This is a genomic window from Saccharopolyspora phatthalungensis (assembly GCF_014203395.1).
Classification (GTDB): domain Bacteria; phylum Actinomycetota; class Actinomycetes; order Mycobacteriales; family Pseudonocardiaceae; genus Saccharopolyspora; species Saccharopolyspora phatthalungensis.
Genome location: NZ_JACHIW010000001.1, coordinates 3576410 through 3588620 on the forward strand (window position 1 = coordinate 3576410; position 12211 = coordinate 3588620).

Annotated in this window: 13 protein-coding genes; 8 read left to right on the forward strand and 5 right to left on the reverse strand. The window is 68.8% G+C overall.

Annotated elements, in window-relative coordinates:
- Window positions 1-50 precede the first annotated feature (50 nt).
- The 4 genes from BJ970_RS16545 to BJ970_RS16560 all read right to left on the reverse strand — a co-directional run bounded on the left by BJ970_RS16545 (window position 51) and on the right by BJ970_RS16560 (window position 2772).
- Window positions 51-869, reverse strand: coding sequence for an RNA polymerase sigma factor SigF (locus BJ970_RS16545; RefSeq protein WP_184727091.1), 819 nt, complete (start codon window positions 867-869; stop codon window positions 51-53).
- Window positions 866-1306 carry an ATP-binding protein gene (locus tag BJ970_RS16550; RefSeq protein WP_184727092.1) on the reverse strand — a complete coding sequence of 147 codons (441 nt, stop codon included), beginning with the start codon at window positions 1304-1306 and terminating at the stop codon, window positions 866-868. The genes BJ970_RS16545 and BJ970_RS16550 overlap by 4 nt, the downstream gene beginning before the upstream one ends.
- A 93-nt stretch (window positions 1307-1399) precedes the next feature.
- A complete protein-coding gene (locus BJ970_RS16555) occupies window positions 1400-2029 on the reverse strand; it encodes a vitamin K epoxide reductase family protein (protein WP_184727093.1) in 630 nt (209 codons plus the stop codon).
- The gene (locus tag BJ970_RS16560) at window positions 2026-2772 is read right to left on the reverse strand and encodes a DsbA family protein (protein ID WP_184727094.1); all 747 of its coding nucleotides are present in this window, start codon (window positions 2770-2772) and stop codon (window positions 2026-2028) included. The genes BJ970_RS16555 and BJ970_RS16560 overlap by 4 nt, the downstream gene beginning before the upstream one ends.
- A 175-nt stretch (window positions 2773-2947) precedes the next feature.
- Between BJ970_RS16560 and ligD the strand changes: the two genes are divergently transcribed.
- Entirely contained in the window at window positions 2948-3943 is a 996-nt protein-coding gene (ligD, locus tag BJ970_RS16565) for a non-homologous end-joining DNA ligase (RefSeq protein WP_184727095.1), read from the forward strand.
- Here ligD and BJ970_RS16570 read toward each other — a convergent pair.
- Window positions 3940-4089 carry a hypothetical protein gene (locus BJ970_RS16570; RefSeq protein WP_184727096.1) on the reverse strand — a complete coding sequence of 50 codons (150 nt, stop codon included), beginning with the start codon at window positions 4087-4089 and terminating at the stop codon, window positions 3940-3942. The genes ligD and BJ970_RS16570 overlap by 4 nt on opposite strands.
- Window positions 4090-4231: 142 nt before the next feature.
- Between BJ970_RS16570 and BJ970_RS16575 the strand changes: the two genes are divergently transcribed.
- The 7 genes from BJ970_RS16575 to BJ970_RS16605 all read left to right on the forward strand — a co-directional run bounded on the left by BJ970_RS16575 (window position 4232) and on the right by BJ970_RS16605 (window position 12201).
- Complete coding sequence (locus tag BJ970_RS16575) at window positions 4232-5470, forward strand: PucR family transcriptional regulator (protein ID WP_312864278.1); 1239 nt, start codon at window positions 4232-4234, stop codon at window positions 5468-5470.
- 358 nt (window positions 5471-5828) lie between these two features.
- Window positions 5829-7289, forward strand: coding sequence for a dihydrolipoyl dehydrogenase (lpdA, locus tag BJ970_RS16580; RefSeq protein WP_184727097.1), 1461 nt, complete (start codon window positions 5829-5831; stop codon window positions 7287-7289).
- Between the two features lie 22 nt (window positions 7290-7311).
- Window positions 7312-8406, forward strand: coding sequence for a pyruvate dehydrogenase (acetyl-transferring) E1 component subunit alpha (gene pdhA / locus BJ970_RS16585; RefSeq protein WP_184727098.1), 1095 nt, complete (start codon window positions 7312-7314; stop codon window positions 8404-8406).
- Between the two features lie 111 nt (window positions 8407-8517).
- Window positions 8518-9513: an alpha-ketoacid dehydrogenase subunit beta gene (locus BJ970_RS16590; RefSeq protein WP_184727099.1), complete on the forward strand. Its 996-nt coding sequence runs from the start codon at window positions 8518-8520 to the stop codon at window positions 9511-9513.
- Between the two features lie 25 nt (window positions 9514-9538).
- Window positions 9539-10762, forward strand: a complete 1224-nt coding sequence (locus tag BJ970_RS16595; RefSeq protein WP_184727100.1) for a dihydrolipoamide acetyltransferase family protein — start codon at window positions 9539-9541, stop codon at window positions 10760-10762.
- A gap of 378 nt (window positions 10763-11140) precedes the next feature.
- Window positions 11141-11368: a hypothetical protein gene (locus BJ970_RS16600; RefSeq protein ID WP_184729414.1), complete on the forward strand. Its 228-nt coding sequence runs from the start codon at window positions 11141-11143 to the stop codon at window positions 11366-11368.
- An 80-nt stretch (window positions 11369-11448) separates the two neighbouring features.
- Window positions 11449-12201 carry an EI24 domain-containing protein gene (locus BJ970_RS16605; protein WP_184727101.1) on the forward strand — a complete coding sequence of 251 codons (753 nt, stop codon included), beginning with the start codon at window positions 11449-11451 and terminating at the stop codon, window positions 12199-12201.
- The last annotated feature ends 10 nt before the right edge of the window (window positions 12202-12211 follow it).

Consider the following 12211-nt stretch of genomic DNA (forward strand, 5'->3'; position numbering starts at 1 on the left):
CTGCCGCCCGGGACCTGCAACCCCCGACAGGTCCCGGGCGGCTCTCTCCGCTACTGCTCGCTCATCGTCTGCGCGGGTCGGTCTTCCTCCAGGCGCTGGCGCAGCCAGCCGAGGGTGCGGGCGAGCAGCCGGGACACGTGCATCTGGGAGATGCCGATCTGCTCGGCGATCTGGGTCTGGGTCATGCCGCGGAAAAACCGCATCACCAGGATGCGGCGCTCCCGGTCCGGCAACTCATCGAGCAGCGGCCGCACCATCTCCCGGTTCTCGACCTCGACCAGCTCGGCGTCATCGGAGCCGATGGCATCGCCGAGCGGGATCTCGTCGGTGTCGGTGAGCAGTTCGTCGAGCGAGGCACTGCGATAGGCGTTGCCCGCCTCCAGGCCGCGGTAGACATCATCGGTGCTGATCCCCAGATGCTTGGCCAGCTCGCTCGGCGTCGGCGCCCGACCCAATTCCTGCGACAGCCGGGCGATCGCCGCCGATACCGACAGGTGCAGTTCTTGCAGGCGGCGCGGCATCCGCACCGCCCAACCGGTGTCCCGGAAGTGCCTGCGCACCTCGCCCATGATCGTCGGCACCGCGTAGGACAGAAAATCCACGCCGCGCTCCGGGTCGAACCGGTCCACCGCGTTGATCAGCCCCAGCGTCGCGACCTGGGTCAGGTCTTCCTGCGATTCGCCGCGGTGGCTGAAGCGGCGGGCGATGTGCTCGGCCACCGGCAGGTGCTCGGTGACCAGGGTCTCGCGGAGTTCGGAATGGCGCGGATCCTGCTTGTTCAACTTCGCAAGCTCACCGAACAGCGGCGCCAGCCGGTCGTAGCGCTCGTTGCGCGAATGCGTCGTCGGCTTGGAATCCGCTCGTTTCACACGTGGGCCGTCCGTCCCTTGGTCAACTCGATCCGCACCAGGTGGCTGCCGTTAGTAGCAGCATCCGACTCGACCGAGGTTGACACAACGTCGGCCAATGCGCTGAGCACACGCCAGCTGAAGGTGTCCTTGCGCGGGCCGAACGCATCGTCGCTGAGCACCTCCGCGGTGACCGACAGCCGGTCGTCGCCGGTGCGGAACCGGCAGACCAGGGTCGCCTCCGGCGCGGCCAGCCGGACCAGCGACGAGCACGCCTCGTCGACGGCCAGTCGCAGGTCGGCGATCGAGTCGACGTCGTAATCGGCGCGCATCGCGAGGTCGCCGACCACCGCCCGCATCACAGCCAGCTGGGCTGGTTCGGCCGCGATGCGGACCTCGACCAGATTCGCCGCGGCTGTCTCCGGCTCGACGTGCGCGAGCTCGCGTTCCACGCTCATCCCGGGCCGCCTCCTCTCGGTCGGTGCGGCGCACACCTTACTCACAGTCACCTGATACCCGAGGCCCGCACCGAACAAACGGACGCCCGGCAGCTACACCAGACTGGTCCAGTAGTCCCAGAACGCCTGCAGGATCAGGGCCACGATCACCAGATACCACACCGCGAGCACGAGGCTGTGGAACCGGCCCAGCGCCACGCCGACGGATCGCCCGCCGCCGAAGCGGCCCATCGTGAGGTTGTGCAGGGTCGTGTACCAAAACAGCGAGATCGTCACGACCCACACGATCATGCAGTACGGGCACAGCGCGCCGATCTCGTAGAGGCTCTGCACGATCAGCCAGTGGATGAAGGCGACGGCGAGGGTGGTCCCGGCCTGCATCCCCAGCCAGAACCAGCGCGGCGGCCGGAACCCGGCCAGCACCGCCGCGCCGACGGTGACCACCACCGGGAACGCCGCCACCCCGATCAGCGGATTCGGGAAGCCGAACACCGCGGCCTGGGCGCTGTCCATGACCGAACCACACGAGATGATCGGGTTGATGCTGCAGGTCGGCACGTAGCCGGGATTGGCCAGCTTCAGCAGTTTCTCCATGGTCAGCGCGAATGAGCTGGCCAACCCGATCGCGCCGCCCACGACGCACAGCCAGCCCAGGCCGCGCGGCGCGGCGGTCGGGGCCGGTACGTCGACCGGGGCCGGATCTGCCTCCTGGACGGCCGTCACTTCGCCTGCTCCTCGTCGACCCTGGCGCGGAAGGCGTCGTTGAGCTGCTGGACGGTCTGCACGTTGCCCGGGTTGAACTGCTTGCCGTTGATGAAGATCGTCGGCGTGCCCTCCGCGCCAGCCCGCTGCGCGTCCGCGCTGTCGCCGTCGATCTTGGCGTTGACCTGCGGCGAGTTCATGTCCTGGTGGAACTTCGCGACGTCCAGGCCGAGCTGCCGGGCGTACTGGTCGAACGCCCCGCGCGCCCTGGCTTCGTCGCTGCTGGTGCTCTGCCCGTCGGGCGTCAGTGCCCAGGCCGCGTAGTTGTCGTACAGGGCGTGATACATCTCCTTGAACTTGCCCTGCACCCCGGCGGCTTCGGCGGCCTGCGCGGCGGGCCGGGCCAGCGGGTGAATGCTCAGCGGGAAGTTGCGGGTGATGAACGTGATCTTGCCCGCGTAGTCCTTCTCGACCTGCTTGGTCAACGCCTCGTAGTACTGGTGGCAGGCCGGGCACTGGTAGTCGAGGAATTCCACCACCGTGACCTTGTTGCCGGGCGACTCGAGCAGCACGTGGCTGTCCGGCTTGCGTAGCACCTCGGCCGCCACCGTCTGGCCTCCCGAACTGGTGTTGTTGTTGCCGCTCCGGCTGAACAACAGCACGCCGCCGAACACCAGGACGGCGACGATGATCACCGTGATGGTGAGAATGAGGTTCGTGGACAGCCAGCTTTTCCTGGTCAGCGGATTATTGTTCTTCGGCATGGCGTGCTTTCACCTTCGGCGGTCGGGTCCGCTCGTGCGGCGGGAGGACGACGGGTCTATTTTCTCGCATTAACCCGATAGGGATTTCTCCCGGGGTCGAACTCACAGCCCGTTCACAGCCGGCTCTCAGCTGGGCTGGTTTGCCGCGCCGAATTCGCCGGGTATTCAACGATCGATGAACGATCCGTTGCGCCTGCTCGACGATGCCGAACGCGGCCGGCTGCGATCCTGGCCCGGCGGGACCTGGCAGGAGCCCGCCCTGGCGACGCTGACGCACCGCCGGTTCTCCGACCCGGACTGGGTCTTCGAGCGCAAGCTGGACGGGGCGCGGGTGATCGCCGGTTGCGATGGGGACCGGCCGGTGCTGTGGTCACGCAACCACAAGCGGGTCGACGCGGCCTACCCGGAGATCATCGACGCGCTCGCCGCCCAGGGCACCGACCGGTTCGTGCTGGACGGCGAGATGGTCGCCTTCGAAGGCGACCAGACGAGTTTCGCGCGGCTGCAAAAGCGCATCCACCTGACCGATCCGCGGGCGGCCCGGCGGACCGGGGTGCCGGTCTACTACTACGTGTTCGACCTGATCGCCTTCGGCGGCGTGGACCTGACGAGGCTGTCGCTGCGAACCCGCAAACGCCTGCTGCGCGATTGCTTTGACTTCACCGATCCGCTGCGGTTCAGCGCGCACCGTACCGGAAACGGCGAAGAGTTCTACCGCGAAGCCTGCCGGCGCGGTTGGGAAGGGCTGATCGCCAAGCGCGCCGACCAGCCCTACCGCAGCGGGCGCACCCGCGATTGGCTTAAGTTCAAATGCGTCGCCGACCAGGAATTCGTCATCGGCGGCTACACCGACCCCAAGGGATCGCGGTTCGGTTTCGGCGCGTTGCTGGTGGGCTACTACCGGGAATCGAAGCTGCGCTACGCCGGCAAGGTCGGCACCGGGTACGACGAGCGGACGCTGCGAGAGCTGCGCGATCGGCTGGACGAGCTGAGCCGCCACGGCTCGCCGTTCGCCGACCCGGTGCCCGAACGCGGCGCGCACTGGGTGGAGCCGGAGCTGGTCGCGGAGATCGGATTCACCGAATGGACCGACGACGGCAAGCTGCGCCACCCGAGGTTCTCGGGACTGCGCAACGACAAACGCCCACAGGACGTGGTCCGGGAGGCCTAGCGGTCGAGGAGGACCGGCACCTCGTTGGCGGCCGGTAGCACCGATGTCTCCGTCTGCGGGGGGTTCCACGTCGCGAGCAGAACGGTCGTCATGACCATCAGTACCGTTCCGACAACCGACACGATGGTGCGGCTGTTGCTCTGCATGGCTGTTGCCCCCGAATTTCCTGCGTAGGGATAAGACGATTTCGGCGAACGCCGAGCTTGGCGTCCCGCATGGGGTGTCGCCACGGGGAGCAACAACGTTAGCCGACCGGGCCGTGTTCCCGGTGTGACGCGGAACTCCCAGGTGAGCAAGGGCGCTTGGGGTCGAGCGGTATCGTTTCAGGTTGTGGTAGCTGATCCTGCCGATTCCGCCGCCGCGCTGGCCAGGGCGCGGCTCGATGACGTTCCCGCCCTCACCGAGCGGCTGATGGCGGCCATCTTCACCGACAACCCGGAATGGACCGACTACAGCCCGGTCCAGAAGGAAGACCTCTGGGAGGGCTGCCGGCAGTACCTCGAACGCATCCTGCAGATCCTCAGCGGCGCGGTGGCCGGGCCGGACGGCGACGACGTGGCGGCCGCGATCGGCCGCCGCCGCGCCGAGCAGGGCGTGCCGCTGGAGGTGATGCTGCGGACGTTCCGGCTGGGCGGCCGGATTGCCTGGGAGGCGCTGGTCGATCAGGCCCACCAGGACGGTGCCGACCCCGACTCGGTGCTGGGCGTTGCGACGTCGATCTGGACGGTCATCGACGGGTTGTCCTCGACGCTGTCGACGTCCTATCGCAACACCGAGTTGGAGCGACTGCGCCGCGACGACCAGCGGCGCCACGCACTGGTGGAGGACCTGCTCTCGGGTCGCGCGCGGGACATCGCGTTCGCGCAGCGCACCGCGAAGGAACTCGACCTGCCCACCGGCGGGCTGTACCTGGTGATCGTCGCCGACACGACCAGCGACGGCGGTTTCGCGCTGCGCGGGCAGCAGGATGCCTTGAGCGCCTTGCACTTCCGCTCGGTCTGGCAGGTGCGCGCTGACTCGCTGGTGGGACTAGTGGCGCTGGAGCAGCGGAACAAGAACGTCGCGTTGGACGCGCTGCGACCGCTGGCGCGGGGCCGCGTCGCCGTGTCGCCGTCGGTCCGCGGCCTCGCGGAGGTGGGGTTGGCCCACCAACTCGCCCTCACCACGATGGGCACTTCGTCGTACGGGGCGGCGGAACTGGTGACCTTGGAGGAACGCTTCCCCGAGGCATTGTTGGTGCAGTCCCCGGATCTGGCGCAGCGAATGCTGGAGTCGCAGTTGGGCCCGGTGCTGGAGTTACCGGTCAAGGAGCGCGAAATGCTGCTCGACACCCTGACGGCCTGGCTGGAGGAGAACTGCTCGACGGCCAACGCCGCGGTCCGCCTGCACTGCCACCGGAACACGGTCCTCAACCGCCTGCACCGGATCACGTCCCTGATCGGCCAGCCGCTCTACGGCCGCACGGCCTACGTGTCGCTTTCGCTGGCCTTGTCGGCGCTGCGCCTTCGCGACGGCCTCCGCGACTAGAACCGCGCTTGAGGTGTCGGGCACCGGTGTCGACTGTGCAACGACAGCAGTCGGACAACTCAGTCTTTTCGGATTCCCGGGGCTGGTCACGGTGTGCGATCGGCCCCGCCTCTTGCCCTTTTGTGCCCGGCCGGATCTTCGGGCGTGATCGCCGTCTCCGACACATTCGGTGATGATCTTGTTACGCGCGGTACTAGCCACGTTGGGAAATGTGCGCTCTGCACATTTGCGCTGACCCAAGTCTGGGCGAGCGGGCATAGCGCGGAAGTGGTCGCGCTCACGACACTCACTGTGAGAATCGCCCGCTCATTCCGGGCCTTGTCGTAACCGGCGCGTGCAGTCAAAGGAGCACAGCGAAGTGCAGGAGTTCGACCTTCTCGTGGTGGGCGGCGGTCCCGGCGGATACGTCGCCGCGATCCGGGCCGCACAGCGTGGCCTTTCGGTCGGCGTGGTGGAAAAGGAGCGGCCCGGCGGGGTCTGCCTGAACTGGGGCTGCATCCCGACCAAGGCGATGCTGCGCTCGGCCCACGTGTACGAAACCGTGCTGCACGCGGCCGATTTCGGGGTGAACGTGGAGAACGTCAGCCTCGACTACGACGCGATCACGCGCCGGAAGAACAGCGTCGTCAAGGGCCTGACCGACGGGGTCGCGGGCCTGCTGAAGACCAACGGCGTCACCGTGCTCAACGGCCACGCCCGGTTCACCGGCCCGACCACGGTGGACGTGTACGCCACCGGCGAGTCGCCGCTGGGCGCCGACGGCCCGCGCTACGCCGCCGAACCGGCCGGCGCGCAGCCGATCGAGCAGGCCAAGGCTCGCGACGTCATCATCGCCACCGGCTCGGTCCCCGTGCAGCTGCCGCTGCCCGGCGCGGACCTGCCCGGCGTGATCACCTCCGACGGCGCCTTCGGGCTTACCGAGGTGCCCAAGCGCATCGCGATCATCGGGGGCAGCGCGGTCGGCGCGGAGTGGGCGACCCTGTTCGCCACCCTCGGCAGCGAGGTCAGCATCATCGAGATGCAGAAGACCCTGGTGCCCGCCGAGGACGTCGAGGTCGGCAAGGCGCTGGGCCGCTCGTTCGGCAAGCGCGGCATCAAGGTGCTCACCGACGCGACCGTGTCCCGGATCGACCAGGGTGCCGACGGCCTGCAGGTCACCGTGGACGGTGCCAAGCCGCAGCGGATCGACGCGGACGTGGTCCTGGTCGGCGTCGGCCGCAAGCCGAACACCGCGAACCTGGACCTGGACAAGGCCGGCGTCGCCACCAGCGAGCGTGGCTTCATCGCCGTGGACGACAAGCTGCGCACCAACGTCGAGCACGTCTACGCGATCGGCGACGTCACCGGCAAGGCGCTGCTCGCGCACGTCGCATCGCACCAGGGCGTGGTCGCCGCCGAGACCATCGCCGGGCACCACGCCGCGATCGACTACAACGTCATCCCGGCCGCCACCTTCACCCACCCGGAGATCGCCAGCGTCGGCCTCACCGAGGCCCAGGCGGTCGAGGCGGGCCACGAGGTGGTCGCCGCCAAGTTCCCGTTCGCCGCGCTCGGCCGGGCGCAGAGCTACGGCGACACCGAGGGCTTCCTGAAGATCGTCGCCGGCAAGAAGTACGGCGAGGTGCTGGGCGTGCACATCATCGGCCCGTCGGCCAGCGACCTGATCACCGAGGGCGCCCTCGCCATGGCTCTGGAAGCCACCCTCGACGAACTCGCCGAGACCATCCACGCGCACCCGACCCTGGGTGAGATCGGCATGGAGGCGGCGATGGCCGCGCTGGGCCTGCCGATCCACGTCGCGCCGCCGAAGAAGCGCTGAGCGAACGAGAAGGGGATCTGTGATGGCACAGACTGCCACCCGCACCAAACCGGCCACCCGCGGCACCACCAAGCCGCGCCGCGGCTCGGTACGCCGCGGCGGCCGGTTCGCCGGCGAATCGCCCGAGCTCCTGCAGGACTATTTCTACGAGATGACCCTGATCCGCCGCTTCGAGGAGCGCGCGGCCCAGGGCTACACGCAGGCCAAGATCGGCGGCTACTGCCACCTCAACCTCGGTGAGGAGGCCACCGTCGTCGGCCTGATGCGCGCGCTGCGCAAGACCGACCTGCTGTTCACCAACTACCGCGAGCACGGCTACGCGATCGCCAAGGGCATCGAGCCCGGCCGGGTGATGGCCGAGCTGTACGGCCGCACCACCGGCACCTCCAAGGGCTGGGGCGGCTCGATGCACATGTTCGACGTGGAGGCGGGGCTGCTCGGCGGCTACGGCATCGTCGGCGGCCAGATCCCGCTGGCCACCGGCGCCGCGCTGGCCATCGACTACCGCGGCGGCGACCAGGTCGTGATGTGCCAGATGGGCGACGGCACCACCAACATCGGGGCCTTCCACGAGGCGCTGAACATCGCCGCGCTGTGGAACCTGCCGGTGGTGTTCGTGGTGATCAACAACAAGCTCGGGATGGGCACCACGGTCGACAAGTCCTCCGCCGAGTCGGAGCTGTACAAGCGCGCCTCGGCTTACCGGATGCACGGCGAGCGGGTGGACGGCAACGACGTGCTGGCCGTCCGCGACGCGGCGAGCCGACTCGTCGAGCAGGCCCGCGAGACCGGCCGTCCGGCGTTGCTCGAAGCGGTCAGCGAGCGGCTGAAGGGCCACTCGGTGGTCGACCCGGCGAAGTACCGCAGCGAGGAATCGGTGGAGCAGGCCAAGCAGGCCGATCCGGTGGCGAACTTCCGGGCCGAGCTGATCGAGGCGGGCATCCTGGACGAGGACGCCGCGGTGGAGATCGAGCGCAAGGCCCAGGCCGAGGCCGACGCGGCGGTCGCCTTCGCCGACGACAGCCCGCACCCGGACCCCTCGACGCTGTTCGACTACACCTACGCCACCCCGGTGGCCAACGACTCGCGGCGCCTGCCGGCCGACCCGGTTTTCTGAGGTACCCGCCGCGCTTTTCGCGACACCCCGCCACACCGAGCCGTGGATCTTTCCCGACGCCAATGGACGGATCCACGGGCTCCCCGATGCCTTTGTGCAGGAGAAACACTCTTGGCCGTCATCACCTATCGCCAAGCGTTGCACGACACGCTTCGCGAGGAAATGCTCCGCGATGAGGACGTGTTCCTCATCGGCGAGGAAATCGGGGTCTTCGAAGGCTCCTACAAGATCACCGCCGGGTTGCTCAAGGAATTCGGCGAGAAGCGGGTGCGCGACACCCCGATCGCCGAGGAGGGCTTCGTCGGCGCCGCGGTCGGCGCGGCCATGCTCGGCCTGCGACCGGTCGTGGAGCTGATGACGATCAACTTCTCGTTGATCGCGCTGGATCAGATCGTCAACCACGCCGCCAAGATCTACGGCATGTTCGGCGGGCAGACCAGCGTGCCGATGGTGCTGCGCACCCCGGGCGGCGGTGGCCAGCAGCTGGGTGCCACGCACTCGCAGAACATCGAGCTGTACTACGCGTTCGTGCCGGGTCTGAAGGTCGTCGCGCCGAGCACCCCGGCCGACGCCAAGGCCCTGCTGCTGGCGTCCATCCGGGACAACGACCCGGTGCTGTTCCTGGAGAATCTCGCGCTGTACAACACCAAGGGCGAGGTTCCGGACGTCGTCGAGCCCGCCGAGATCGGCAAGGCGAAGGTGTCCAAGCCGGGCACCGACATCACCATCATCGGCTACTCGCGGATGGCGATGGTCGCCCAGCAGGTCGCCGAGCAGTTGCAGGCCGACGAGGGCATCAACGCCGAGGTCGTGGACCTGCGCAGCCTGCGGCCACTGGACCGCGAGACCGTGGTTGAATCCGTGCGCAAGACCGGCTGTGCCGTGATCGCCGAGGACGACTGGCTGACCTACGGCATCGGCGCGGAGATCGCGGCGTCGATCTCCGACGGCGCATTCGACTACCTGGACGCCCCGGTGCGCCGGGTCGCGGCGGCCGAGGTGCCGTTGCCCTACGCAAAACCGCTGGAGCGCGCCGCGTTGCCCTCCGCCGAATCCCTGACCACTGCCGTCCACCAGACGCTGGAGGCGGTCGGCCGCCGCCGCTGAGGCCTGCGCTCACCCGAGGAAGACCATGACTGAGATTCAGATGCCGAGGCTCTCCGACACGATGGAGGAGGGCGTCATCTCGACCTGGCGTAAGAACGTCGGCGATCAGGTCAGTCGCGGCGAAGTGATGGCCGAGATCGAGACCGACAAGGCCATCATGGAGCTGGAGGCATACGACGACGGGGTGCTGGAGAAGATCCTCGTCGAGGCCGGCGCGACGGTGCCGATCGGCACCCCGATCGCGGTCCTCGGCGATGGCTCCGGTGCCGCGGCGCAAGCCGCTCCGGCTCCGGCCGCTCCGGCCGCGCCCGCTGAGCCCGCCGCTTCGACTCCCGCGCCGTCCGCGCCGGTTGCTCCTGCCGAGCAGGGCGCGAAGCCGAAGGCGTCGCCGCTGGCCAAGGCGGTCGCCCGGGAGAAGGGCGTGGACCTGGCGACGGTGCAGGGCACCGGCCCCGGTGGCCGGATCATCCGCGCCGACATCGAGGCCGCCGCTGCGGCCGCCCCCAGCGCTCCGGCGGCTCCGGCGGCCCCCGCCGCCGCCCCGGTGGTGTCCAATGAGGACGTCGAAGAGGTCCCGCTCAGCAACATCCGCAAGGTGACCGCCAAGCGCCTGACGGAGAGCAAGCAGCAGGCCCCGCACTTCTACCTGACCAGCGCCATCGACGTCACCGAGCTGGTGGCGTTCCGGGCGAACCTCAACGAGCGGCTGCAGGCCGCGGGCGGTCCGAAGGTCAGCATCAACGACCTGATCGTCAAGGCGGTGGCCACCGCGCTGCGCGCGAACCCGGCGGTGAACGTCTCGTTCGCCGGCGACAAGATGCTCCAGCACAAGCGCATTCACCTCGGGGTCGCGGTGGCGATCGAGAACGGCCTGGTGGTGCCGGTGATCCGCGACGCCGACCGCAAGAGCGTCTCGGAGATCGCGGCCGAGAGCCGGGAGAAGGCCGGGCGGGCCCGCGAGGGCAAGCTGAAGCTGGACGAGATGTCCGGCGGCACCTTCTCGATCTCCAACCTGGGCATGTTCGGCATCGAGCAGTTCAGTGCGGTGATCAACCCGCCGGAGGCGGCGATCCTGGCGGTCGGCGCGGCCCGCGACGAGGTGCAGGTGCGCGATGGCGAGTTCGTGGCGCGCAAGATCCTGCGCGTGACGCTGTCGGCGGATCACCGGGCGGTGGACGGCGCGGTCGGCGCGGCGTTCCTCCAGCAGCTGACCGGCCTGCTGGAGGACCCGATCCGCATCATCGCCTGACGATCGGTGACCAGGCCCCTTCCGCGACGACCCCGACTCTCGCGGAAGGGGCCTTTTTCATGCGCCCGAATGGGTGCGGCCGCCGGGCCCGAATGGGTGCGGCCGCGAAAAGATTCAGGAAACGGGAGCGAAACCGTCCCGCACTGCGTCCCAGCGATGCGGTGGAAGCCCGGAGTTCCGAACTGGCTCGGCCGCAGTTATCCGCGCCGGTTCGGGCCCGGGCGACCACCGCGCCTCGGTGCTGTGGCTGACCTTCTGGGGGTGGTCAGCCACAGCCCCGGAAGTTTCCGCCGGCGCGGGCCGGGTCCGGGGTATGGTGTACAGGGGGAGAACACACATGCACGCTGCGTAATCAAACGCGGGGATGCTGGAGTCGCGATGAGTGACGATGACGTGTTCGGCCGTCGCTGGGCGCTCGCCGAGGACGAGCTGTTGCGGATGCTGTGGCGCAGCCACGCTGGGGAGAACCCGGACGTCCTACTGCTGGAACTGCACGCGAACCACCATCAGGACCGGCGCAATCCGGGGCCGTTCGGTGGGCGAACTCCCCGGTCTACCCGGTATCCGCGGGACCCGCGACGCAACCGCCATCGCGTGGTGCGCTGATCTCCCGGTTCGCCGCCCGGCGGGGCCGGTGGTCGATACGGTGGGGGTGTTGATCGCCACCGCATGGGAGACCGACCCCGATGAGTTCGTTCTTAGCCGGAACCCGCACGCTCGGCACCGGTTTCGGCATTATCCTGCGCAATCCGAGGCTGCTGTTGCTCGGCGCGCTACCGGCGCTGATCAGTGCCGTGCTCCTGCTGGGCGGGCTTGCGGCCCTGATCTACTACAGCGCCGATCTGGTCACCTGGCTGACGCCGTTCGCGGCAAACTGGGGTGACTTCGCCCGCCGGGCCTTGCGCATCCTGCTGGGCGTCGCGCTGATCGGCGCCGCCACGCTGCTGGGGTCGGTGTCGTTTATCGCCGTCACGCTGCTGATCGGCGGACCGTTCTACGAGCACATCGCCGAGCAGGCCGAGAAGCAGCTGGGCCTGGACACCTCCGACGATGGCGCCGGTCTCGTGCGCCAGTTCGGGCGGGGCGTGCGAGATTCGCTGAAGCTGGCGGGCATCACGCTGATCGGGGCGATCTTGGTGTTCGGCATCGGGTTCATCCCGGTTGCCGGGCAGCTCGCGGCCCCGGTGCTGGGCGCGTTGTTGGGCGCGTGGGTGATCGGCCTGGAGATGGTCGGGTTGGTGTTCCAGCGGCGCGGGCTGCGACTCGGCGACCGGCACCGGGCGCTGTGGCAGCGGCGGGCGATGGCGCTCGGCTTCGGGCTGCCGACCTACCTGTTGTGCCTGGTCCCGGTCGCTCAGCTCGTGGTGATCCCGTCGGCGGTCGTCGGCGGCACGTTGCTGGCGCACCGGGCGCTGGGGCCGGTTGCCCATTCGGCCTAGAGTCGGGCAT

Coding starts and splice junctions, on each gene's coding strand:
- BJ970_RS16595 (WP_184727100.1), top strand. CDS start 9,539: ATGACTGAGATTCAGATGCCGAGGCTCTCCGACACGATGGAGGAGGGC.
- BJ970_RS16600 (WP_184729414.1), top strand. CDS start 11,141: ATGAGTGACGATGACGTGTTCGGCCGTCGCTGGGCGCTCGCCGAGGAC.
- ligD (WP_184727095.1), top strand. CDS start 2,948: ATGAACGATCCGTTGCGCCTGCTCGACGATGCCGAACGCGGCCGGCTG.
- BJ970_RS16570 (WP_184727096.1), bottom strand. CDS start 4,089: ATGCAGAGCAACAGCCGCACCATCGTGTCGGTTGTCGGAACGGTACTG.
- pdhA (WP_184727098.1), top strand. CDS start 7,312: ATGGCACAGACTGCCACCCGCACCAAACCGGCCACCCGCGGCACCACC.
- BJ970_RS16605 (WP_184727101.1), top strand. CDS start 11,449: ATGAGTTCGTTCTTAGCCGGAACCCGCACGCTCGGCACCGGTTTCGGC.
- BJ970_RS16560 (WP_184727094.1), bottom strand. CDS start 2,772: ATGCCGAAGAACAATAATCCGCTGACCAGGAAAAGCTGGCTGTCCACG.
- BJ970_RS16550 (WP_184727092.1), bottom strand. CDS start 1,306: ATGAGCGTGGAACGCGAGCTCGCGCACGTCGAGCCGGAGACAGCCGCG.